Genomic DNA, 20,551 nt, shown 5'->3' with positions numbered 1-20,551 from the left:
CAGTTGTCAAGAAGTGAAATGCAGGCACCGCCACGCCGACCCGGCGTCGGTCAGCGGCGCTCGCTCGGGTCGAGTAGATCGTCGTCGGTTTGCACGATGCTCACCGGCTTGCCTTTTGCAAGGCGCCACAGGAACACGCCGTAACCGGACAAACCATATAAAACAAAAATGGCGGTCAACACCTTGGGCGGGTCGATCGACACCAGCGCCAGGCCCAGGACGATCAGAAACACGACGATGAACGGCACCGATTTGCGCAGGTTGACCTCCTTGAAGCTGTAGAACGGCACATTGGTCACCATCGACAGGCCCGCGAACAGCGTGATGCCAAAGGCGAACCAGCGCAGCAGGATCGGGCTGTAGCCCAGGTCGGTGACGATCAGGATGAAGCCGGCCACCATGGCCGCGGCGGCCGGGCTGGGCAAACCCTGAAAGAAGCGCTTGTCGACGACTTCAATATTGGTGTTGAAGCGCGCCAGGCGCAGCGCGGCGCACGAGCAGTAGACAAAGGCGGCGATCCAGCCCCATTTGCCCGGCAGCGTGCGCAGCGACCATTCGTAGATCACCAGCGCCGGTGCAGCGCCAAAGCTGACCATGTCGGACAGGCTGTCGTACTGGGCGCCAAATTCGGATTGGGTATTGGTCAGGCGCGCGACGCGGCCATCGAGCCCATCAAGCACCATGGCCACGAAGATGGCCCAGGCGGCCAGCTCGAAGCGCAAATTCATGGCCTGAACGATGGCGTAAAAGCCGCAGAACAGCGCCGCCGTGGTGAACGCGTTGGGCAGCAGGTAAATGCCGCGCGCGCGCACGGGATTGCCGTCGGCGTCGATCTTGCGCCGGCCAATGCTTTTAAAGCGGGTGAAACGCGAGATGTTCCCGGTTTTCGCTTTCGGCTGGTTGCCGCTCTTTCTGCGGCGGGGGAAGGAGGCCATAAGTGTCCGTTTCAAGTGTTGGGGGCATCGCGCGGTCGCGCCCGGACAGGGCGAGCGGGCGAGCCCACTTATTATAGTGGGCGGACCGGCTACTTAGCGAATCGGTATGCTTGCTTGAACGTGCCCCTCCCCCGTGATGGTTGCTATTTGAACTTTACCTTGCCCACCAGGCGCATTTGCAGCGTGGTGTCGCCCGGCTCGAAGCTTGGCTCGGCCACTTGCTGCTCATTCATCGCCTGCGAGCGCATCAGTCTTGGTGCCGCTGCGCTGCCCGCCTGGGCGTCGCCGGTGTAGTTGCCAGAGCCTTCAAAGTCGATCGTCTCGACCACGGCGTCGCTGACCTTGCGGCCCATGGCGGCAGCGATCGAGGCAATGCGTTCATTCAAGTTCTGGTACGTGACCTTGATGCGCTGGTCATCGAGCTTTTTGGTGGTGGCCGGGGACAGGCCAAAGCCGATGCCGTTCAGGGCCAGTGTTTTCTGGACGGAGGACGTCATTTTCGGCAGGCCGGCGATGTTGCTCGTTTTTACTTCCAGATATTGGCCAACGCGCCAGCTGGTGGGCAGGCGCGGTTTTTTGACAGCCACGCCGTCGACGGGAACCGGACGGTCTTCGGGGTAGACGGGGTAAGTGTAGTAACCCATGGTCTTGAGGACGGCTTGCGGGTCTTCCTTGCGGACGAGCTCGGTGCCCTGCTTCATTTTTTGGTTGACGCGCGAGGCGGCGGCGGCCTTGTCCTTGTCTTGCTCTTCGACCATGAAGCTCGCTGTCGCTTCGTCGTTGGCGTGGGTAACTTCGCCGGTGGCGGGGACAATGACGAGGGTGCCGGTGGTGGGCACGGTTTGGGCTTGAACGTGTGCTGCGAGAGCCAGGCTGGCGGCCAGCAGGGCGATTTTTTTGGGTGACATTGGGTGTTCTCCGAGTTGAATATCAGGAAAGATACCCGGAAATGGATGTCGCTGGTGGATTTGATATTACTTGTTGCAACTGTAGCGCGCGTTACAGAACTGCTACATTTACCTACATCGTCCTCGCGCACGCGGGGACCCATGGAACATCGGCTCATAGCAAACGTTCTATGGATCCCCGCGTTCGCGAGGACGATGTAACTCTACTGTACCGTCGCCGCTTTTGCGACATCGGCGTGCGCGAGCACGATGTAGGGGTTACTTAGTTTTTCGACTGGTCAACCAGCTTGTTCTTCGCGATCCACGGCATCATCGCGCGCAGTTTCGCGCCGACTTCTTCGATTGGATGCTCGGCGGTCAAACGGCGGCGCGAGATCAAGGTCGGTGCGCCGGCCTTGTTTTCCAGGATGAAGCTCTTGGCGTATTCGCCGGTCTGGATATCTTTCAGGCACTGGCGCATGGCTTCCTTGGTGGCCGACGTCACCACTTTAGGACCGGTCACGTATTCGCCGTATTCCGCGTTGTTCGAGATCGAGTAGTTCATGTTGGCAATGCCGCCTTCATAGATCAGGTCGACGATCAGCTTGAGTTCGTGCAGGCACTCGAAATACGCCATTTCCGGCGCGTAGCCAGCTTCGGTCAGTGTTTCGAAACCGGCTTTGATCAGCTCGACCGCGCCACCGCACAGGACGGCTTGCTCGCCGAACAGATCGGTTTCGGTTTCTTCGCGGAAGTTGGTTTCAATGATGCCGGCACGGCCGCCACCGTTGGCCATGGCGTACGACATGGCGATATCGCGCGCCGAGCCGGACTTGTCCTGGTAGACAGCGATCAGGTGCGGCACGCCGCCGCCTGCCGCGTAGGTGCCGCGCACGGTGTGGCCCGGTGCTTTTGGCGCGACCATGATGACGTCGAGGTCGGCGCGTGGCACGACTTGGCCGTAATGCACGTTAAAGCCGTGCGCAAAGGCCAATACGGCGCCCTGCTTGGCGTGCGGCGCCACGTTTTCGTTGTAGACCTGGGCGATGTTCTCGTCCGGCAGCAAGATCATGATGATGTCGGCAGCCTTGATCGCCTCATCGACTTCCGCCACTTTCAGACCGGCTTGCTCAACCTTGTTCCACGATGCGCCACCCTTGCGCAGGCCGACGGTGACGTTGACGCCCGAATCGTTCAGGTTTTGCGCGTGGGCATGGCCCTGGGAGCCGTAGCCGATGATGGCAACGTTCTTGCCTTTAACGAGGGAGAGGTCGCAGTCTTTGTCGTAAAAAACGTTCATGATATTTCCTATATTTTTAGTGTAATGGTTGTGCTGCGGCGTGGTGCCGACAGCACGATCAAACTTTGAGAATGCGTTCGCCGCGGCCAATGCCGGATCCGCCGGTACGTACCGTTTCGAGAATGGAGGCGCGGTCGATGGAATCGATGAACGCGTCGAGCTTGCCCTTGTTGCCGGTCAGCTCGATCGTGTACGTCTTTTCCGTGACATCGATGATGCGTCCGCGGAAGATATCCGCAGTGCGCTTCATCTCTTCGCGTTCCTTGCCCACCGCGCGCACTTTGATCAGCATGAGCTCGCGCTCGATGTGTGCACCTTCGGTCAGGTCAACCACTTTTACCACCTCGATCAGGCGGTTCAGGTGTTTGGTGATCTGCTCGATGATGTCGTCCGAACCGCTGGTGACGATCGTCATTCGCGACAAGGTGGCGTCTTCGGTCGGAGCAACAGTCAAGGTTTCAATGTTGTAGCCGCGCGCCGAGAACAGGCCCACCACGCGCGAGAGCGCACCGGCTTCGTTTTCAAGCAAGACAGAAATAATATGGCGCATTACAGGTCCTCCGATCCGAGCAGCATTTCGGACAGACCTTTGCCCGCCTTGACCATCGGCCAGACGTTTTCAGATTGGTCGGTAATGAAGTTCATGAACACCAGCCGGTCCTTCATGGCGAACGCTTCCTGCAGCGCGCCGTCGACGTCGCTTGGCTTTTCGATCTTCATGCCGACGTGCCCATAAGACTCGGCCAGCATCGAAAAGTCGGGCAGCGAATCCATGTAAGACTCGGAATAGCGCGAACCGTAATCGATCTGTTGCCACTGGCGAACCATGCCGAGGAAACGGTTATTGAGCAAAATGATTTTCGGCGTCAAGTGATACTGCTTGCAGGTGGCAAGTTCCTGGATGCACATCTGGATCGAACCTTCGCCCGTGATGCAGGCAACGGTCGCGCCGGGGTTGGCCATCTGCACGCCCATAGCGTACGGCAAGCCCACGCCCATGGTGCCCAGACCGCCCGAATTGATCCAGCGGCGCGGCTTGTCGAAGCGGTAGTACTGGGCCGCCCACATCTGGTGCTGGCCCACGTCGGAGGTGATGAAGGCGTCGCCCTTGGTGATGTCCCACACTTTTTCGACCACGGACTGCGGCTTGATGACCAGGCTCGAGTCAGCGTAGGCCAGGCACTTGCGCCCGCGCCATTCATTGATCTGCTTCCACCAGTCCTTGATGCCGGCTGGATTGGGTTTGGCTTCGGCCGCTTCCAGCTGCGACAGCATTTCGATCAGCACGTCCTTGACGTTGCCGACGATGGGAATGTCGACCTTGACGCGCTTGGAAATCGACGAGGGATCGATGTCGACGTGAATGATCTTGCGCGGATTGGAGGCAAAGTGCTTCGGGTTGCCGATCACGCGGTCATCAAAGCGCGCGCCAATGGCGATCAGGACGTCGCAATGCTGCATCGCCATGTTCGCTTCATAGGTGCCGTGCATGCCTGGCATGCCGACGAAGTTGTCGCTCGAGGCGCGGTAAGCGCCCAGGCCCATCAGCGTATTGGTGACCGGAAAGCCGAGCTTGTCGACCAGCCGGTTCAGTTCGGGCGAGGCATTGGCCAGGATCACGCCGCCGCCGGTGTAAATCATCGGGCGTTCGGCTTGCAGCAGCAATTGCACGGCCTTGCGGATCTGGCCCGCGTGGCCCTTGTCGACCGGCTTGTACGAACGCATCTCGACTTCCTTCGGATAGTCGTAGACGCACTTGTGCATGCTGATGTCTTTGGGAATATCGACCAGGACGGGACCCGGACGGCCGGTCCTGGCAATAAAGAATGCTTTCTTGATCGTCGAGGCGAGGTCTTTCACGTCCTTGACGAGAAAGTTATGCTTGACGCAAGGGCGGGTGATGCCGACGGTGTCGCATTCCTGGAACGCATCCTGGCCAATCGCGTGGCTCGGCACTTGCCCGGAGATCACGACCATCGGAATCGAATCCATGTACGCGGTCGACAAGCCAGTGACGGCATTGGTCACGCCGGGACCTGACGTCACGAGGGCCACGCCCACGGTGTTCGAGCTGCGCGAATAGGCGTCGGCTGCGTGCACGGCGGCCTGCTCGTGGCGTACTAAAACGTGCTGGAATTTGTCTTGATTGAAGATGGCGTCGTAGATGTAGAGTACGGCTCCGCCCGGATATCCAAAGACGTGCTTGACGCCCTCTTCGGCCAGACAACGTACTAAAATCTCAGCGCCCGTGATGGGAACTGCTGCTTCGTTGTTCATGATACATTCCTTTCAAAACCCATTGGGAGGTGATCGGATGCTCTTTCCTAACGAGAGTCGGGTATCGATACAGTGCTCAGGCTTCCCTTCTTTCTGCGGTTACGTCGATCTTTCATCTCGCCGTAGGGAGATTACAAACCGGCGCTAAACGCAACTCGTTTGGCATGAGTTTCTGTAGCGATTACTACGAACCTCTCGCGCTTATGGCGCGGGTTAGAGCAAACTGCCTACATATGAAAGCGCGTCATGTCGAGGATGGCCTTGTGTGCCGGTCTCAACTAGACCATACAGCTTCGAGGTTGCAAAGCATTCTATACCTTACCGCGCTGCACCATTTTGGTCAAGGACAAAAAGACCGAATTCTCCCGTTTACAGCGTGTCTTAAAGGAAACAAGACTAAATTCAATGCAAAACTTGCCATTTTTTGCTAGCATGCGTCAGTTTTCCGAGAAGCCACCCCTCCACCGCGCACCGCATGGCCACAGACAAAGAACTTTCGGACTTCCTTGAGAACGTAGAACGGCGTGCTTTCAAGCAAGCCGTGTACGCCGTTCGCAAGGATGAATCCGCGCTCGACATCGTGCAGGACGCGATGATCAAGCTTGCCGAGAAATACGGCGACAAGCCGGCGGCCGAATTGCCGATGCTGTTCCAGCGCATTTTGCAAAACACCATACTCGATTATTTCCGGCGCGAGAAAGTGCGCAATACCTGGGTCAGTTTGTTCGGGGCAATGGGGAAAAGGGATGGCGACGACGAGGACTTTGATATACTCGAATCATTCGAGGCCCAGGAGGGGTCGGCGGCTGCGGAATCGAGCGCCGATCTGGTCGAACGCATGCAAACGCTGACGATTATCGATGCGGAAGTACAAAAGCTCCCCGCGCGTCAACGGGAAGCCTTCCTCATGCGTTACTGGCAAGACATGGATGTGGCTGAAACGGCCGAAGCGATGGGGTGTTCCGAGGGGAGCGTCAAGACGCACTGTTCGAGAGCGACTCACGCACTGGCTGAATCGCTGAAAGCCAAGGGAATAAAACTATGAACTCCGACGACCTCAATTTCGCCTACAAGGTGCGCCACGCGCTCAACGAGCATGCTGAGCAACTGCCCTCTTCCACGGTCGATCGGCTCGCTGCGGCGCGCAAGGCGGCCATGGCACGCAAAAAGCCCGATGCGCCCGTGCGCCTGGCGCAGCGCCAGATGGCCGGCAATATCGGTTCACTGTTTTCCTTTTCCACGCTCGGACGCATGGCCGTCATCGTGCCGCTGCTCGCGCTCGTGGTCGGCCTGGCCGGCATTTATGAATACGAAGAGCAGCAGCGCATTTCCGAGATGGCCGAGCTGGACGCGGCCTTGCTGGCCGACGACCTGCCGCTGACGGCCTACCTTGACACCGGCTTTAATGCCTACCTGGAAAAGCGCACGCAATAAGGATGACTCCAATCACGTTCCCACTTCGCGCTATCGCCGTTGCCGTTGCCGCCCTGTCGATTGCCAGTAGTGCCGCGGCGCGCCAGGCTGCGCCGGCAGTTGCCCCGCCAGTTGCCCAGTCACCGGCCGTCAAGGCGCCGGTGGCGGTGACGACTGACAAGCCGCTGTGGAAAACGCTGTCGGGCCCGCAACAGATCGCGCTCGATCCACTCAAGGCCGAGTGGGACAATATGGAAGGCCTGCGCAAGCAGAAATGGCTGGAAATTGCAAACCGCTATTCATCGATGAAGCCCGATGAGCAGATGCGCGTGCAAGAACGCATGCGCGCCTGGACCAAGCTGACCCCCGACGAACGGCGCGTCGCCCGCGAGAACTATACGCTGAGCAAAAAACTCGACAAGGGTCAAAAATCGGCCAAGTGGGAGCAGTATCAGCAATTGCCGGAAGAAGAAAAGCGCAAGCTCGCTGCCGACGCCGCCCTCAACAAGCACGTGACCAACCTGCCGCCCAAGTCGCAAGTGAAGCCTGGCGCACCGGTCAAGCCGCTGCCGGCCGCGTCGAACCCGCCTGTTACCAATCCACCACCGGGCAATCCGGCCGTTCCTGTTCCCAATGCAAAATAGCACGTCGCTCGTCGCAACACCTTCCATCAAACGTCGCCTGATCTGCCTGGTTTATGAAGCTTTCCTGGTCGTAGCCGTACTGGCGCTGGCCATGACAGTCTTTTTGATGGCGGTTAAAGGGTACACCGGACCTTTTGTTGAACATGGTCCGAAATTTGTCATTTTCCTCGGCGCGGGCGCCTACTTTATTCATTCGTGGAGCGGCAGCGGCTTTACGCTGGCCATGAAAACCTGGCGCATCAAGGTTGTTCACATTGGTACTGCGCGCGTGCCGTTTCGCAATGCCGCCGTGCGCTACGTCTTTTCTTGGGGTTGGATGTTGCCGGGCGGCTTGATTTACCAAGCGCTGGGATACCACGACCGCGCGTGGGCGGCCATGAGCTTGTCGATGCTCGCAGGAATATGCATCTGGGCAGCAACCGCTTTCCTGGACAAGGATCGGCAATTTCTGCATGACAAGCTTGCGCGTACTCGCCTGATCTGCCTGCCAAAACCGGTCAAGGCGAGCAAAGCGCCGGCCAACACCACGACGTAAGCAAAAAAAGCGTCCGCGGGCGCTTTTTTTCAGTCATCCATCGCCGCAAACAAGCCTGCAGGCAATTCCTGCTCCAGCGTGACGAGTTTGTTGCGCCCTTCGTTCTTCGCCTGCACCAGCGCTTGCTGGGCGCGCGCGATCATGTTTTCGGCCGACTCGGCTGGAAAATTGGTCGTCAGTCCCGTTGAAAACGTGACCGTGCGACCCGGCGTGACCGTGTTCCAGTCGAACCCGGCAACGAAGGCATTCAAGCGGTTCATGGCCAGCACGCCCTGGTGCAGCCAGGTCGCGGGAAGAATGATGCCAAAGACGTCACTGTCGACGCGGCCGAACCGGTCCAGCGTGCGCAGCAGCAGGCACGACTCGCGCGCAATGGTTTGCAGCACCATGTCGCCCGTGTCCGGGCCGATCTGGGCGTTAACATCTTTCAGATGGTCGATGCCGATCACGGCGAAACAGAAAGGCTGGCCGGTGCGCGAGGAGCGCTGCAGCTCCTCGGTGACCAGCTCGACAATGCTGCGCCGGTTGAGCACGCCCGTTAACGGGTCATGCCTGGCGAGGGAATGCAATCGCTCGATTTCGCTATTCTTGTCCGCTAATTGCCGCAGAAGCGGTTCGCAGGAAGGGCAGCCGTCGCATTGTGTGCTCATTGAGAGTCCTCAAGGTTAATCTATGTATCCAGCTTAACGGCTCAGTTACTCTCGATCAAGCATTATTAGCGCTGGTACATCGAGGCGTTTCCCGGCAACTACGTTACGCAAGCTAAATCGCTCTCCACGTCCCCGTGACATCGCGCCCCATGTATGCCATTATCATCACTTTTGCCAAATAACAAAGGTTATCTAATGAACATATCTGTGACAGCTCGGAAAAAACGCGCCATCGCCACGGTGGTGGCTACTGCCCTCTCAGTCTGGGCGCTGGCGGGCTGCGTGACGACGCAGGCGCAGGCCGACGGTTCCACCCGCGTCAACGTGTCGATGTCGCAGGCGCTCGGCCTCAACAGGGCGGCCATGGCGACGCCGGCGGCCCCGCCGCCACAGGCGGTCGTCCCGCAGCCGCCGCGCATGGCGTCGACGCCGGCACAGTCCAAGCCCTCAGGCATCGCTTTGAGCGACAAAACGCGCGCCGCCCTTGCTCAAATGCTGGCCTGCACGACCTTCAAGAGCGGCGACGATGACGTTGTGACAGAGATGAGCAAAAAAGGCGCGTGGGCAGGCGGCATAGCCCACCTGGACCAGCCGGTGATCGTCTTTGGCTTGCCGGTCTCGAAAGTCGAGCTCAGCGGCGATGGATCGGAAGGCACCTACATCGCCTACTTCAGCGGCGTAGACAAACAGCAGCTCATCAAATCCGCCAACTTGAAGTTAAGCAAGGTCGACAAGAACTTCTATTATCGCGACGCCAAGTCCGGCCAGCTATCGTTCAAGCATACCGAGCCGGAAATCTCGCTCAAATGCTACATCGATACGGAAGGCTCATACGCCGACACCGCAAAATCAGCCAAAAAGAAAAAGAAAAACTAAAGCCCCCAAACCCATTTCCGCCGCCAAAAATCAACCCCGGTGAGATTTTACAGGCGGAAACCGAGCTTGAGGCTGATGGATTTGTTGCCGCCGGTGCGGTCGAACTCGGTTGCCACGTTGGCCAGGCCAAGGTTGAAATTGACGCCGGCGAAAATTTTGCTGGCGCTCGGGGTCTCTTTTGCCAGGCTCCCAACGTTCGGCGTCAGCGTGCCCCAGACCTTGCCCACGCCGGCGTACGGGGTGATGTTCAGGAAGCCTTTGGAGACGAGCAGCTCAAGGTTGCGCGTATTCATGTCGAGCTGGTCCACGCCGAACAGGCGCGTCACCGCGGCGCGCACCGCTACCGCTGGCGTCGCGACCCCGCCCTGCAACAAGGCGTACTTGATTTCCGCGCCGCCCAGCTTGATGTTAGAACCGGGAATGGCACTCAGGCTGGCGCCAACGTCGATGCCAAATGGCAGTCCTTTATGAATGTGCAGTTTGGGGATGTACAAGGTGGTGCTGTCTGCGCCCGCTTTTTTCCAGATGTCGCCATGTTCCATCTTGGTCGACGACACTTCCATGCCAATATCGAACCCTGTGATGCCAAGCGGCTCGGCGGGCGACACGCTCTTGTAGCTGCCGGCAGCCGTGAAGTCCTTGGACAATTGCGCGAACTCGGTCTGCGTCAGACTGCGGACGTTGTCCAGGTCGTCGGCAAATGCCGGGGCGCACAGGACGGCTGCAGCGACGAAAATGCATTGAAATTTCATGGTGAAGCCTTTATCTATAATGGGAAAGCAGGCGCATTGTAATAGCGTCTGCGAATTAATGGCGTTGGATTGGCTTGGGGATGGCGTGACAGAGGAACATTGCCCGCTGTGCGGCAGAGTGCTAGGGACGGCCAATGTGGACCGGCACCACCTCGTGCCCAAGACGTTCAAGGGCACGCAGCAGTTCGCGATCCACAAGGTATGCCACCGCAAGATTCATTCGGTATTTACCGAAAAAGAACTGTATAAATCGTTTCACACATGGGAGGCGCTCAAGCGCCATCCTGAAATAGCGACTTTCATCGCCTGGGTGGCGAAGAAAGAGCCGGGCTTTTATTCGCGCACGTTCAGTACGAATACGAAGCGAAGGAAATAGCGCCGCCTCGGCATCACCTCAGCATCGCCTCAGAATTTTTCGTACTCATGCAAATAGCGCCACTGCCCCGCCGGCAGGCTTGCCATCGGCACGCGGCCGATACGGATGCGCTTCATGCTCACGATCGTCAGGTTCACCATGCGGCACATATGCAGGATCTGCCCCGGCTTGACGCCCTTGAGCGCAAAGCGCAAGCGCGTTTCGTTCTGCCAGCTCACTTTCATTGGCGCGATTTCCTTGCCGTTGAAGGTCAGCCCGTGATTGAGCAGCGCCAGCCCCCCTTCGCGGATATCACCGCTCACTTCAACGATGAATTCCTGCTCGACCCGCATCCCTTCGTCCACCAGTTTGCGCGCAACGCGAAAATCTTGCGTGTACACGACCAGGCCGGCAGCCTTGGTGTCGAGCGGCGAACATAGCGTCAGCTTCGACAGGTGGCGCCGCAAGAAGCGCTGCTTGCCGTGGGTGGCTTCCTGCAGCGTCTCGGCGCTCAGCAGCATAGTGGCCGCCTCACCCTCAACGCCCACGCCCGCGTTGTAGCCGGCGCTCTTATGCAGCAGGATCGTCACCGGGACGATTTCGCCAAGCGTCGCATCCGGGTCGATCATCACTTCCTGCTCGTCGAGCACGCGCGCACCCGGCTCTTCGACCAGCACGCCGTCGACGCTGATCCAGCCGCCGGCAATATATTGTTCGGCTTCCGCGCGCGAGCAGGGAATCATTTCGGCCACGCGCTTGGCGAGGCGGATCGAGGAATCGTCGTTCATGAGGCGTGCTGCCAGTCTTTGAAAAAATCGGTGAAGACGTCGAGGATGCGTTCGACGTCGGCGGCGGACACGTTGATGTGCGTGACCAGGCGGGTATGCTGGCCGACGGTGGCGCGGATGCGTTCGCGCAGCAGCGCCGCGCGCAGCGCATCGACGGCCGCCGGCGGCACTTCAATGTAAAAAATATTCGTCTGCGGCGTCGCTACCTTGAGCTGGGCAATCTGCGCCAGGCCGGCCGACAGCCTGGCCGCATTCGCATGGTCATCGGCCAGGCGCGCGATATTGTGCTCCAGCGCGTACAGGCCGGCAGCGGCCACAATGCCGGCCTGGCGCATGCCCCCGCCCAGCATCTTGCGCCAGCGCTTGCCCTGTTCGATCAAGGCCTTGGGCCCGCACAGCACCGAACCCACCGGCGCGCCAAGGCCTTTGGACAGACACACCGAGACGGTATCGAAACCGGCCGTCGCCTCGCGCAGGCTGATGCCCTGCTTGACGGCGGCGTTGCAGATGCGCGCGCCGTCCAGGTGCGTGGCCAGGCCGCGCTCGCGCGCGAGCGACGTGGCCGCCGCCATGTAAGCGCTGCCCAGCACCCGCCCGCCGATGGTGTTTTCCAGCGCCAGCAAACGGGTGCGCGCAAAGTGCATGTCGTCCGGCTTGATGTAGGCGGCGATGTCGGCAAGCGCGATGCTGCCGTCGGCCTGGTTGGCGATCGGCTGCGGCTGGATGCTGCCCAGTACCGCCGCGCCGCCGCCTTCATATTTATAGGTGTGCGCTTCCTGGCCAACCAGGTATTCGTCGCCGCGCGCGCAATGCACCAGCAGCGCGATCAGGTTGCTCTGGGTGCCCGATGGCGCAAACAGCGCGGCCTCGTAGCCGAACATCTCGGCCGTCACGTCCTGCAGGCGGTTGACGGTCGGGTCGTCGCCGTACACGTCGTCGCCCACCGGGGCGTGTTCCATCGCCGCGCGCATCTCGGCGCCCGGTTGGGTAACGGTGTCGCTGCGCAGGTCGATCCAGGGTGCTTGGTTCATGTGGTCTCGGCTTCGGCAAGTTGTTCGGTGTAGAAGCGCTGGCCCATTTCTTCAAGGCCGAGCGTGACGAGCACTTCCTGCAAGCGCTCGGACGGGCGCTTGCGCGGCAGGTTCTTGTAGCTGGCGATAATCAATTCATTTTTCATCGAATGCTCCCAGCCCACCAGTTCGGTCACGCTGACCTGGTAGCCGTGCGCCTCGAGCTGCAGGCAGCGCAGCACGTTGGTCACCTGGCTGCCAAATTCGCGTGTGTGCAGCGGGTGGCGCCACATTTCGGTCAGCGCGCCGCGGCCCATGTCACGGCCCTTGTTCCTCTTGAGGACAGCGGCCACTTCGGCCTGGCAGCACGGCACCAGCACCATGTATTTGGCGTGCTTTTTCAGCGCGAAGTCGATCGCGTCATCGGTCGCCGTATTGCAGGCGTGAAGCGCGGTGACGATGTCGATGTGGGCGGGCAGCTTGTCGGACCTGGTCGACTCGGCCACGGACAGGTTCAAAAACGACATGCCGGGAAAGTCCAGCTTGTGCGCCAGCTCGGTCGACTTTTGCACCAGCTCTTCGCGCGTTTCGATGCCGTAGATGCGCGAGCCATCGTTCAATCCCTTGAAGAACAGGTCGTACAAAATGAAGCCGAGGTAGGACTTGCCCGCCCCGTGGTCGACCAGCGAAATGGCCGCGTGGTCTTGCAAGATTTCCTTGAGCAGCGGTTCGATGAACTGGTACAGGTGATAGACCTGCTTGAGCTTGCGCCGGCTGTCCTGATTGAGCTTGCCGTCGCGCGTGAGGATGTGCAGCTCTTGCAGCAGCGCGATCGACTGTCCGGGACGAATTTCCGGCGCCAGCGTGTCAGCCGCTGATGGTTTTGCCTTGATGTCAGTGCGTTTCATCGATCCATGCCTGTTGTATGGCTTCCAATACCTTTTCGCCGCCGCGCGTGCGCTCGTCGTCAAAGCCGTCCAGCTCCACCACCCGGTTATGCAGGTCGGTAAAACGGATCGTGCCCGGATCGAGGTCCGGGAACTTGTCGTAGAGCGCTTCGGCGATGGCCGCTATGTCGGTCCATTTCATGATTGACTCCATTTCATGGCCAGCTCCGATCAGTGATTCTTTTCCGCCGCGTGGTTGATCGTGTACTTGGGGATCTCGACCACCAGGTCCGCGGTGCCGACGATCGCCTGGCACGATAGGCGCGAGACGGCCTCCAGGCCCCAGGCGCGGTCAAGCAGGTCTTCCTCGTTCTCTTGCGGCTCGTTCAAGGAGGCGAATCCTTCGCGCACCAGCACGTGGCACGTCGTGCACGCGCAGACGCGGTCGCACGCGTGCTCGATCTCGATGTCGTTTTCGAGCATGACGTCGCAGACCGATTTGCCGGTAGGCGCCTCGATGACGGCGCCGTCAGGACAGTATTCTGGGTGGGGTAAAAAGACGATTTGTGGCACGGGGTTACCTTTACGTGAAAGCTTAAACTTCGTCGAGCGATTTGCCGGCCAGCGCGGTGCGCACGCTCTGGTCCATGCGGCGCGAGGCAAATTCCTCGGTGACCTGGGCCAGCGCTTCGACCGCCGCATGCACGGCAGCGGCGTCGGTGGACGCCATGCTGGCCTTGACGTGCGCCATGGCGTCATCAATGGCAGAGCGTTCGTCGCTTGACAGCAGCGCGCCGTCGCCGTCGAGCGCCGATTGCGTGGCAAGCACGATGCGTTCGGCTTCGACCTGTTCTTCGCGCAGCGCGCGCGCAACCATGTCGCCCTGGGCCGAGCTGAAGGACTCGGACAGCATGCGCGCCACTTCGTCGTCTTCCAGGCCGTACGAGGGCTTGACGACGATCGACGCTTCGACGCCGGAGCGCGTTTCGCGCGCCGAGACGGAGAGCAAGCCATCGGCGTCAACCTGGTAGGTGATGCGGATGCGCGCAGCGCCCGCCACCATCGGCGGAATGCCGCGCAGCTCGAAGCGCGCCAGCGAACGGCAGTCCGACACCAGTTCGCGCTCGCCCTGCAGCACGTGCACGGCCAGCGCCGTCTGGCCATCCTTGAAGGTGGTGAATTCCTGCGCGCGCGCGCACGGAATGGTGGAATTGCGCGGGATGATTTTCTCGACCAGGCCGCCCATGGTTTCGATGCCGAGCGAAAGCGGGATCACGTCAAGCAGCAGCCAGTCGTCGCCCGCAGCCCGGTTACCGGCCAGCAGATTGGCCTGGATCGCCGCGCCGAGCGCGACAACCTTGTCCGGATCGATGTTCGCATGCGGGATGGTCTTGAAAAATTCGGTGACCGCGCGCCGCACATGGGGCATGCGGGTGGCGCCGCCGACCATGACCACGCCGTCCACGTCGTCCACCGAGACCGACGCGTCGCGCATGGCCTTCTTGATGGCGTTCATGGTCTTGCCGACCAGGTGCCGGGTGATCTCGGTAAAGGTCTCGGCCGAGATTTTCACGTGCACCATTTCGCCGGAGTTGAGCATGGCGTCGACGGTGGTGTCGGCGTTGGTCGACAAAATTTCTTTCGCCTGGCGGGCCTTGACCATCAGCGTGGCGGTGTCTTCATCCGACAACGGGGCCAGCTTGGCCTGCTCGCAGATCCAGCAGAACAGGCGGTGGTCGAAGTCGTCGCCGCCCAGCGCCGAATCGCCGCCCGTGGAGAGCACTTCGAACACGCCCTTGGACAATTTCAGGATCGAGATGTCGAAGGTGCCCCCGCCCAGGTCATAGACCGCGTAAATGCCTTCAGAGCCATGATCGAGCCCGTAGGCGATGGCTGCGGCGGTGGGTTCGGAGAGCAGGCGCAGCACGTTCAGGCCGGCCAGCTGGGCCGCGTCCTTGGTGGCCTGGCGCTGGGCGTCGTCAAAATAGGCGGGCACGGTGATGACGGCGCCGACCAGTTCGTCGCCCAGCGAGTCTTCGGCGCGCTGGCGCAGCGTGGCCAGGATTTGCGCGGAGATTTCAACCGGGCTTTTGATGCCGGCCACCGTCTTGATCTGTACCATGCCCGGCGCATCCTGGAAGGCGTACGGCAGGTTTTCGGCGTAGGCGATGTCTTTCAGGCCGCGGCCCATGAAGCGCTTGACCGAGACGATGGTGTTGCGCGGATCCGTGGTCTGGTGCGCCTGCGCCTTGTAGCCGATGTTGGCGTGCCCGTTGGGCAGATAGCGCACGACGGACGGCAGCAAGGGGCGCCCGTCTTCATCGCTCAGCACCTCGGGAATGCCGCTGCGCACCGTAGCCACGAGCGAGTTGGTGGTGCCCAGGTCGATGCCGACGGCCAGCCGGTGCTGGTGCGGCGCGGTGGACATGCCTGGTTCTGAAATTTGAAGAAGTGCCATATGCGTTCGCTTAAATTATTATTCTTGGCGCTCCCACTACATCGTCCTCGCGCAGGCGGGGACCCATAAAGCGTTTGAGCAGAGCAAATGTTCTATGGGTCCCCGCGTTCGCGAGGACGATGTGGTGGTGCTTTGGGCTTTAACTATCCAGTGCATCAAACGCGTAATGCAGCTCTTCACCGAATTTTTCGAGGAACATCAGCGCGCGCACGCCTTGCGCAGCCTGTGCGAAGTCGCCCGCCTCGATCTGTTCGCCGATCTGCACCAGGCGCGCCTTGCGCTCCATCCCTACCTCGGCATTAAGCGACTCGAGCGCGTCAAGATCCTTGGCCGCCCTGGCCTCGCCAAGCGCCTCGCGCCATTCCATCTGCTGCATCAGGAACGCCATTGGCATCGCCGTATTCGATTCCGTCTGCAAATCGATGCCGTTCAACTCGCACATGTAATGCGCGCGCTTCTGCGGATGCTTGAGCGTCTGGTAGGCCTCGTTGGCGCGCGTGGCCCACTGCATGGCGACGCGCTTTTCAGCGTCGGTGGCATTGACGAAACGGTCGGGATGAACCTGTCCCTGCACGTCGCGGTAGGCCGCGTCGAGCGCGCCAAGATCAATGGAAAACTTGGCGGGGATCTGGAACAGGTCGAAGTGGTTTTGCATGCGCGTCAGATACGGAAGCTCTCGCCACAGCCGCATTCATCCTTGACTTGCGGATTATGGAAGCGAAAGCCTTCGTTCAAGCCTTCGCGCGTGAAATCGAGCTCGGTGCCGTCGATGTACGGCAGGCTTTTCGGATCGACAAACACCTTGACGCCGTGCGACTCGAAGACGCTGTCTTCAGCGGCCGCTTCATCGACGTATTCAAGCTTGTAGGCCAATCCGGAGCAGCCCGTCGTGCGCACCCCAAAACGCAAGCCGACACCCTTGCCGCGACGTTCAATGTAGCGGTTAATGTGCTTGGCTGCTTTTTCGGTCAGTGTGATTGCCATAATCTCTCCAGCAAACTCAGGCGGCGACTGCCGGGTGCTTGGTTTTGTAGTCAAGCACGGCAGCCTTGATCGCGTCTTCCGCCAGGATCGAGCAGTGAATTTTCACTGGCGGCAGCGCCAGTTCTTCGGCGATCTGGGTGTTCTTGATCGCCAGCGCCTGGTCCAGCGTCTTGCCCTTGACCCATTCGGTCACCAGCGACGACGACGCGATCGCCGAGCCGCAGCCGTAGGTCTTGAATTTTGCGTCTTCGATCAGGCCATTGGCGCCGACCTTGATTTGCAGCTTCATCACGTCGCCGCAGGCCGGAGCGCCAACCATGCCGGTACCGATCGTCTCGTCGCCCTTGTCGAAAGCGCCGACGTTACGTGGATTTTCATAGTGATCCAACACTTTGTCCGAATATGCCATTTCGTGCTCCTGAATTTTTAAATGCGTTCAATACGGTTAGTGGGCTGCCCATTGGATGGAAGCGATGTCGATTCCTTCCTTGAACATGTCCCACAGCGGCGACAGTTCGCGCAGCTTGTGGACTTTCGATTTGAGCAGGTCGACTGCGAAATCGATGTCGGCTTCGGTCGAAAAACGGCCGATGGTAAAACGGATCGAGCTGTGCGCCAGTTCGTCGCTGCGGCCCAGGGCGCGCAAGACGTACGACGGCTCCAGGCTGGCCGAGGTGCAGGCCGAACCGGACGACACGGCAATGTCCTTGATGGCCATGATCAGCGACTCGCCCTCGACGTAATTGAAGCTGACGTTCAGGTTGTGCGGCACGCGGTGGTCCATGTCGCCGTTGATGTAGACCTCTTCGATCTGCTGCAGGCCGCGGGCCAGGCGGTCGCGCAGCGCGGTGATGCGGGTGATCTCGCTATCCATTTCCAGCTTGGCGATGCGAAACGCCTCGCCCATGCCGACGATCTGGTGGGTTGGCAAAGTACCCGAACGCAGGCCCCGCTCGTGGCCGCCGCCGTGCATTTGCGCCTCAAGCCGCACGCGTGGCTTGCGCCGGACGTACAGCGCGCCGATGCCTTTTGGACCATAGGTCTTGTGCGCGGTGAAGGTCATCAGGTCGACCTTGGAATTGGCCAGATCGATGACGACCTTGCCGGTGGCCTGGGCCGCGTCGCAATGGAAGATGATGCCCTTGGCGCGGCACACCGCGGCCAGTTCTTCGATCGGCTGGATCACGCCGATCTCGTTATTGACCAGCATGACCGAGACCAGGATCGTGTCGGGACGGATCGCCGCCTCGAGCTGGGCGACGGTGATCAGGCCATTGTCTTGCGGCGCGAGGTAAGTGGCGTCAAAGCCCACCCGTTCCAGTTCGCGCACGACGTCGAGCACGGCCTTGTGCTCGGTTTTTACCGTGATGATGTGCTTGCCCCGCGTTTTGTAGAACTGCGCCGCGCCCTTGATGGCGAGGTTGTTCGACTCGGTCGCGCCCGAGGTCCAGATGATCTCGCGCGGGTCGGCGCCGACCAGCGCGGCGACATCGGCGCGCGCTTCTTCGACGGCCGCTTCGGCGGTCCAGCCGTACATGTGGCTGCGCGAGGCGGGGTTGCCGAACTGCTCGCGCAGGAAGGGAATCATCTTGTCGGCCACACGCGGGTCGATCGGCGTGGTGGCCGAATAGTCCATGTAGATCGGGAAGTGCGGAGCAGTCGCGAAGGTCTGCTCGAGGTTTTTGTCCAAAGGCGCGTTCATCAAATTACTCCAATCTGCTTCAATTTGGTACGACGGGGAGGCGGTGTACCACCACGACCTGCTCGGTATGCTTGTGTTTCTGCTGGTCGACCAGGTCTTGCAGCGAGACCGAATCGAGATAGTCGACCATCTTTTCATTCAGCGTGGCCCACAGCTCGTGGGTCATGCAGCGCGCGCCGCTGGCGGGGTCGGCGCCGTGGCAGTTTTCCTTGCCGCCGCACTGGGTGGCGTCGAGCGGCTCGTCGACCGCGATGATGATGTCGGCCACGGTGACCTGGTCGGCCCGGCGCGCAAGGCTGTAGCCTCCGCCGGGGCCGCGAATCGAGGCGACGATTTCGTGGCGGCGCAGTTTGCCGAACAGTTGCTCAAGGTACGACAGCGAAATGGCCTGGCGCTGGCTGATGCCCGACAGCGTGACGGGACCCTTGCCCTGGCGCAGGGCAAGATCGATCATCGCTGTTACGGCAAAACGGCCTTTTGTGGTCAGACGCATCACAATCCCGGTATGTTAAAATATTGCTTCAGTTCATGCATCGGTTCGTGCTTCAGTTCATGCTTCAGTTCATGCTGCAGGCAAGGAGTAATGGCCTGATTAGTTGAATGATTTAGTCAAGTATAGCAAACTTGCGCATTCTTGTCAGCGCACGCCCGGTTTTGCACTTGGCCACACGTCAGCCTGCCTTCCCGTCCCAACGTTATGACAGCCGCAGCAAGCGCATCGGCCGGAACAGATCGAGCATGCCCGGATGCGCGATAAACGTCAGGTTGTAGGGATGCTCCGACAGCACCTGCGCAAAGCGCTCGGTCCCGGGCAATTTCCTCAACTGCTCCGCAATCTTCCCCCACAGCACCAAGGTCGGCGCGACTTCCTGCAAGGCATCGAGCACCACCTGCAAGAACGCGGTCCACGCGCGCGCATCGATTGCCGGCGCCACATGGGCGCGAAACACCAGCGACGCGTTGAGCAGCAAAAACCCTTGCCTGGTCAAATTATCCTGCAGCTGCGCCAGCGTTTGGATCGAGCCGTCGTCGCGGGCGGCCAGCGCCACCGGGGCCAAGGCGGCGCCGCCCGTGTCGCCGGCTACCAAGCGCCCGTCCGCCACCAGCAGCATCTTGATAAAGTTGCGCAGCGACGTGGCCTTGTTGACCGGCTTGGACAAGCCGGCTTCGCACCACAAACTTCCCACCGCCCCATCCATGAAGCAGACACCGGTGGCGCTTTGCGCGCGCGGATAGGGTCCCTCGCCCACCAGCACGTAGCGCACCGCGTGCAGCGGCAGGGCAAAGGCGGCGAACAGGCGCTGCCCGGTGGGCAGATAGGCGTCGCCTGCAAGCGCTGGCAAGTAGTCGGGCGTGGCCAACGCCACCGCTTCCAGCCCGTGGAGCAAGTGCGGCTGCCAGGACGGATGGGCGAGCGCGAGCGCTTTAAGCATGGCTGGGGGAATGGCTGGGGGAATGATGGACATGGCAGGCTGGCCCGGGTAAAGGCGGCATTGTAGCCTGCCGCGAGCGCCGCGCCGACGGTCGACTGCCCAATTTTGATGCAATTTCAACCACGCGTCATCTTTTTGAAATTACGTGCATTATTGCTAAAACCCCAAGCAGGGGATCCCGCAGTTCGCTGCGTATAACAAGCCATGGAGTTCACAATGCAAACGATTCAAGACGTAATGACCCGCGATGTACAACGCATTTCGCCAGAGGACAGCGTCCGCAAAGCCGCACAAATGATGGATAAATTTAATATCGGCTCGATTCCCGTCGTCGACGGCAACAAGCTGGTAGGCATGATCACCGACCGCGATATCACCGTGCGCTCAACGGCAGCCGGACAGGCGCCCGACAGCACCCGCGTGGGCGACGTCATGAGCACCGACGTGCGCACCTGCATGGCAAGCCAGTCGGTCGAGGAAGTATTGACCGAAATGGGTAACGTGCAGATTCGCCGCGTGCCGGTTGTTGACCAGGCAACGCACGACCTGGTGGGCATCGTGTCGCTGGGCGACATGGCTACCAAGCAATCGAAAGGTACGGAGCAAGCGTTGCAAGAGATTTCCTCGCCTTCCGAGCCTGACCGTTCGGGCGCTGCGCATTAATG

Annotated in this window: 26 protein-coding genes; 7 read left to right on the top strand and 19 right to left on the bottom strand. The window is 60.4% G+C overall.

Translation table 11 applies throughout. From position 1 onward, the window contains the following. Positions 1-50: 50 nt before the first annotated feature. The 5 genes from pssA to ACP7BV_RS06255 all read right to left on the bottom strand — a co-directional run bounded on the left by pssA (position 51) and on the right by ACP7BV_RS06255 (position 5,399). The gene (gene pssA, locus ACP7BV_RS06275; protein ID WP_426102624.1) at positions 51-935 is read right to left on the bottom strand and encodes a CDP-diacylglycerol--serine O-phosphatidyltransferase; all 885 of its coding nucleotides are present in this window, start codon (positions 933-935) and stop codon (positions 51-53) included. Between the two features lie 143 nt (positions 936-1,078). Continuing rightward, positions 1,079-1,843 (bottom strand): SIMPL domain-containing protein, encoded by a 765-nt coding sequence (locus tag ACP7BV_RS06270; protein ID WP_426102622.1) that lies wholly within the window; start codon positions 1,841-1,843, stop codon positions 1,079-1,081. A gap of 262 nt (positions 1,844-2,105) precedes the next feature. Continuing rightward, entirely contained in the window at positions 2,106-3,122 is a 1,017-nt protein-coding gene (gene ilvC, locus ACP7BV_RS06265) for a ketol-acid reductoisomerase (protein WP_426102620.1), read from the bottom strand. 58 nt (positions 3,123-3,180) lie between these two features. Beyond that, positions 3,181-3,672 (bottom strand): acetolactate synthase small subunit, encoded by a 492-nt coding sequence (ilvN, locus tag ACP7BV_RS06260; RefSeq protein ID WP_093389534.1) that lies wholly within the window; start codon positions 3,670-3,672, stop codon positions 3,181-3,183. Next, positions 3,672-5,399: an acetolactate synthase 3 catalytic subunit gene (locus ACP7BV_RS06255; protein WP_426102618.1), complete on the bottom strand. Its 1,728-nt coding sequence runs from the start codon at positions 5,397-5,399 to the stop codon at positions 3,672-3,674. The genes ilvN and ACP7BV_RS06255 overlap by 1 nt, the downstream gene beginning before the upstream one ends. A gap of 475 nt (positions 5,400-5,874) precedes the next feature. Here ACP7BV_RS06255 and ACP7BV_RS06250 point away from each other — a divergent pair, with 475 nt between their 5' ends. Genes ACP7BV_RS06250 through ACP7BV_RS06235 form a run of 4 tightly spaced genes read left to right on the top strand, consistent with a single transcriptional unit; the run spans position 5,875 to position 7,991 of the window. Next, positions 5,875-6,444: an RNA polymerase sigma factor gene (locus ACP7BV_RS06250; protein WP_426102616.1), complete on the top strand. Its 570-nt coding sequence runs from the start codon at positions 5,875-5,877 to the stop codon at positions 6,442-6,444. Further along, positions 6,441-6,833, top strand: coding sequence for a DUF3619 family protein (locus ACP7BV_RS06245; RefSeq protein WP_426102614.1), 393 nt, complete (start codon positions 6,441-6,443; stop codon positions 6,831-6,833). The genes ACP7BV_RS06250 and ACP7BV_RS06245 overlap by 4 nt, the downstream gene beginning before the upstream one ends. A 2-nt stretch (positions 6,834-6,835) precedes the next feature. Continuing rightward, on the top strand, positions 6,836-7,456 hold the full coding sequence (locus ACP7BV_RS06240; protein ID WP_426102612.1) for a DUF3106 domain-containing protein: 621 nt from the start codon (positions 6,836-6,838) through the stop codon (positions 7,454-7,456). Beyond that, on the top strand, positions 7,446-7,991 hold the full coding sequence (locus ACP7BV_RS06235) for an RDD family protein (RefSeq protein WP_426102610.1): 546 nt from the start codon (positions 7,446-7,448) through the stop codon (positions 7,989-7,991). Before ACP7BV_RS06240 ends, ACP7BV_RS06235 begins: the two co-directional genes overlap by 11 nt. Before the next feature lie 29 nt (positions 7,992-8,020). Here the strand turns inward: ACP7BV_RS06235 and ACP7BV_RS06230 are convergent, their stop codons facing one another. Further along, entirely contained in the window at positions 8,021-8,560 is a 540-nt protein-coding gene (locus ACP7BV_RS06230) for a GGDEF domain-containing protein (RefSeq protein WP_426102608.1), read from the bottom strand. Between the two features lie 234 nt (positions 8,561-8,794). Here ACP7BV_RS06230 and ACP7BV_RS06225 point away from each other — a divergent pair, with 234 nt between their 5' ends. Next, positions 8,795-9,517, top strand: coding sequence for a hypothetical protein (locus ACP7BV_RS06225; protein WP_426102606.1), 723 nt, complete (start codon positions 8,795-8,797; stop codon positions 9,515-9,517). A 47-nt stretch (positions 9,518-9,564) separates the two neighbouring features. On the opposite strand, the gene ACP7BV_RS06220 is transcribed toward ACP7BV_RS06225, so the two are convergent. After that, positions 9,565-10,269: a hypothetical protein gene (locus tag ACP7BV_RS06220; RefSeq protein ID WP_426102604.1), complete on the bottom strand. Its 705-nt coding sequence runs from the start codon at positions 10,267-10,269 to the stop codon at positions 9,565-9,567. Between ACP7BV_RS06220 and ACP7BV_RS06215 the strand changes: the two genes are divergently transcribed. Further along, the gene (locus tag ACP7BV_RS06215) at positions 10,268-10,645 is read left to right on the top strand and encodes a hypothetical protein (RefSeq protein ID WP_426102602.1); all 378 of its coding nucleotides are present in this window, start codon (positions 10,268-10,270) and stop codon (positions 10,643-10,645) included. The genes ACP7BV_RS06220 and ACP7BV_RS06215 overlap by 2 nt on opposite strands. A 29-nt stretch (positions 10,646-10,674) precedes the next feature. Here ACP7BV_RS06215 and ACP7BV_RS06210 read toward each other — a convergent pair whose 3' ends face one another. The 12 genes from ACP7BV_RS06210 to ACP7BV_RS06155 all read right to left on the bottom strand — a co-directional run bounded on the left by ACP7BV_RS06210 (position 10,675) and on the right by ACP7BV_RS06155 (position 19,919). Next, entirely contained in the window at positions 10,675-11,412 is a 738-nt protein-coding gene (locus ACP7BV_RS06210) for an rRNA pseudouridine synthase (protein ID WP_426102600.1), read from the bottom strand. Next, positions 11,409-12,443, bottom strand: a complete 1,035-nt coding sequence (gene ltaE, locus ACP7BV_RS06205; protein ID WP_426102598.1) for a low-specificity L-threonine aldolase — start codon at positions 12,441-12,443, stop codon at positions 11,409-11,411. The genes ACP7BV_RS06210 and ltaE overlap by 4 nt, the downstream gene beginning before the upstream one ends. Further along, complete coding sequence (locus ACP7BV_RS06200; protein ID WP_426102596.1) at positions 12,440-13,330, bottom strand: class I SAM-dependent methyltransferase; 891 nt, start codon at positions 13,328-13,330, stop codon at positions 12,440-12,442. Before ACP7BV_RS06200 ends, ltaE begins: the two co-directional genes overlap by 4 nt. Then, a complete protein-coding gene (gene iscX / locus ACP7BV_RS06195) occupies positions 13,317-13,511 on the bottom strand; it encodes a Fe-S cluster assembly protein IscX (RefSeq protein WP_426102594.1) in 195 nt (64 codons plus the stop codon). The genes ACP7BV_RS06200 and iscX overlap by 14 nt, the downstream gene beginning before the upstream one ends. 29 nt (positions 13,512-13,540) lie before the next feature. Next, positions 13,541-13,882 (bottom strand): ISC system 2Fe-2S type ferredoxin, encoded by a 342-nt coding sequence (gene fdx, locus ACP7BV_RS06190; RefSeq protein ID WP_426102592.1) that lies wholly within the window; start codon positions 13,880-13,882, stop codon positions 13,541-13,543. A 22-nt stretch (positions 13,883-13,904) separates the two neighbouring features. Continuing rightward, on the bottom strand, positions 13,905-15,767 hold the full coding sequence (gene hscA / locus ACP7BV_RS06185; RefSeq protein ID WP_426102590.1) for a Fe-S protein assembly chaperone HscA: 1,863 nt from the start codon (positions 15,765-15,767) through the stop codon (positions 13,905-13,907). Positions 15,768-15,906: 139 nt separating this feature from the next. After that, complete coding sequence (gene hscB, locus ACP7BV_RS06180) at positions 15,907-16,422, bottom strand: Fe-S protein assembly co-chaperone HscB (RefSeq protein WP_426102588.1); 516 nt, start codon at positions 16,420-16,422, stop codon at positions 15,907-15,909. Positions 16,423-16,427: 5 nt separating this feature from the next. Next, positions 16,428-16,751, bottom strand: coding sequence for an iron-sulfur cluster assembly protein IscA (iscA, locus tag ACP7BV_RS06175; RefSeq protein WP_426102586.1), 324 nt, complete (start codon positions 16,749-16,751; stop codon positions 16,428-16,430). A gap of 16 nt (positions 16,752-16,767) precedes the next feature. Next, positions 16,768-17,160, bottom strand: coding sequence for a Fe-S cluster assembly scaffold IscU (iscU, locus tag ACP7BV_RS06170; RefSeq protein ID WP_426102584.1), 393 nt, complete (start codon positions 17,158-17,160; stop codon positions 16,768-16,770). A 36-nt stretch (positions 17,161-17,196) separates the two neighbouring features. Beyond that, positions 17,197-18,453, bottom strand: a complete 1,257-nt coding sequence (locus ACP7BV_RS06165; protein WP_426102582.1) for an IscS subfamily cysteine desulfurase — start codon at positions 18,451-18,453, stop codon at positions 17,197-17,199. A gap of 19 nt (positions 18,454-18,472) precedes the next feature. Next, entirely contained in the window at positions 18,473-18,946 is a 474-nt protein-coding gene (gene iscR, locus ACP7BV_RS06160; protein WP_426102580.1) for a Fe-S cluster assembly transcriptional regulator IscR, read from the bottom strand. Between the two features lie 202 nt (positions 18,947-19,148). Further along, positions 19,149-19,919, bottom strand: a complete 771-nt coding sequence (locus tag ACP7BV_RS06155; RefSeq protein WP_426102578.1) for a uracil-DNA glycosylase — start codon at positions 19,917-19,919, stop codon at positions 19,149-19,151. A gap of 183 nt (positions 19,920-20,102) precedes the next feature. On the opposite strand from ACP7BV_RS06155, the gene ACP7BV_RS06150 reads away from it, so the two are divergent. After that, positions 20,103-20,549 (top strand): CBS domain-containing protein, encoded by a 447-nt coding sequence (locus tag ACP7BV_RS06150; RefSeq protein ID WP_426102576.1) that lies wholly within the window; start codon positions 20,103-20,105, stop codon positions 20,547-20,549. Positions 20,550-20,551: the final 2 nt, after the last annotated feature.

This window comes from Massilia sp. TSP1-1-2 (assembly GCF_049896185.1).
Classification (GTDB): Bacteria; Pseudomonadota; Gammaproteobacteria; order Burkholderiales; family Burkholderiaceae_D; genus Telluria_A.
The sequence above is the reverse complement of the archived record's forward strand: the minus strand, read 5'-3'. Positions and strand labels throughout refer to the sequence as shown.

Coding starts and splice junctions, on each gene's coding strand:
- pssA (WP_426102624.1), bottom strand. CDS start 935: ATGGCCTCCTTCCCCCGCCGCAGAAAGAGCGGCAACCAGCCGAAAGCG.
- ACP7BV_RS06270 (WP_426102622.1), bottom strand. CDS start 1,843: ATGTCACCCAAAAAAATCGCCCTGCTGGCCGCCAGCCTGGCTCTCGCA.
- ilvC (WP_426102620.1), bottom strand. CDS start 3,122: ATGAACGTTTTTTACGACAAAGACTGCGACCTCTCCCTCGTTAAAGGC.
- ilvN (WP_093389534.1), bottom strand. CDS start 3,672: ATGCGCCATATTATTTCTGTCTTGCTTGAAAACGAAGCCGGTGCGCTC.
- ACP7BV_RS06255 (WP_426102618.1), bottom strand. CDS start 5,399: ATGAACAACGAAGCAGCAGTTCCCATCACGGGCGCTGAGATTTTAGTA.
- ACP7BV_RS06250 (WP_426102616.1), top strand. CDS start 5,875: ATGGCCACAGACAAAGAACTTTCGGACTTCCTTGAGAACGTAGAACGG.
- ACP7BV_RS06245 (WP_426102614.1), top strand. CDS start 6,441: ATGAACTCCGACGACCTCAATTTCGCCTACAAGGTGCGCCACGCGCTC.
- ACP7BV_RS06240 (WP_426102612.1), top strand. CDS start 6,836: ATGACTCCAATCACGTTCCCACTTCGCGCTATCGCCGTTGCCGTTGCC.
- ACP7BV_RS06235 (WP_426102610.1), top strand. CDS start 7,446: ATGCAAAATAGCACGTCGCTCGTCGCAACACCTTCCATCAAACGTCGC.
- ACP7BV_RS06225 (WP_426102606.1), top strand. CDS start 8,795: ATGCCATTATCATCACTTTTGCCAAATAACAAAGGTTATCTAATGAAC.
- ACP7BV_RS06215 (WP_426102602.1), top strand. CDS start 10,268: ATGGTGAAGCCTTTATCTATAATGGGAAAGCAGGCGCATTGTAATAGC.
- ACP7BV_RS06220 (WP_426102604.1), bottom strand. CDS start 10,269: ATGAAATTTCAATGCATTTTCGTCGCTGCAGCCGTCCTGTGCGCCCCG.
- ACP7BV_RS06210 (WP_426102600.1), bottom strand. CDS start 11,412: ATGAACGACGATTCCTCGATCCGCCTCGCCAAGCGCGTGGCCGAAATG.
- ltaE (WP_426102598.1), bottom strand. CDS start 12,443: ATGAACCAAGCACCCTGGATCGACCTGCGCAGCGACACCGTTACCCAA.
- ACP7BV_RS06200 (WP_426102596.1), bottom strand. CDS start 13,330: ATGAAACGCACTGACATCAAGGCAAAACCATCAGCGGCTGACACGCTG.
- iscX (WP_426102594.1), bottom strand. CDS start 13,511: ATGAAATGGACCGACATAGCGGCCATCGCCGAAGCGCTCTACGACAAG.
- hscA (WP_426102590.1), bottom strand. CDS start 15,767: ATGGCACTTCTTCAAATTTCAGAACCAGGCATGTCCACCGCGCCGCAC.
- hscB (WP_426102588.1), bottom strand. CDS start 16,422: ATGCAAAACCACTTCGACCTGTTCCAGATCCCCGCCAAGTTTTCCATT.
- iscA (WP_426102586.1), bottom strand. CDS start 16,751: ATGGCAATCACACTGACCGAAAAAGCAGCCAAGCACATTAACCGCTAC.
- iscU (WP_426102584.1), bottom strand. CDS start 17,160: ATGGCATATTCGGACAAAGTGTTGGATCACTATGAAAATCCACGTAAC.
- ACP7BV_RS06165 (WP_426102582.1), bottom strand. CDS start 18,453: ATGAACGCGCCTTTGGACAAAAACCTCGAGCAGACCTTCGCGACTGCT.
- iscR (WP_426102580.1), bottom strand. CDS start 18,946: ATGCGTCTGACCACAAAAGGCCGTTTTGCCGTAACAGCGATGATCGAT.
- ACP7BV_RS06155 (WP_426102578.1), bottom strand. CDS start 19,919: ATGTCCATCATTCCCCCAGCCATTCCCCCAGCCATGCTTAAAGCGCTC.
- ACP7BV_RS06150 (WP_426102576.1), top strand. CDS start 20,103: ATGCAAACGATTCAAGACGTAATGACCCGCGATGTACAACGCATTTCG.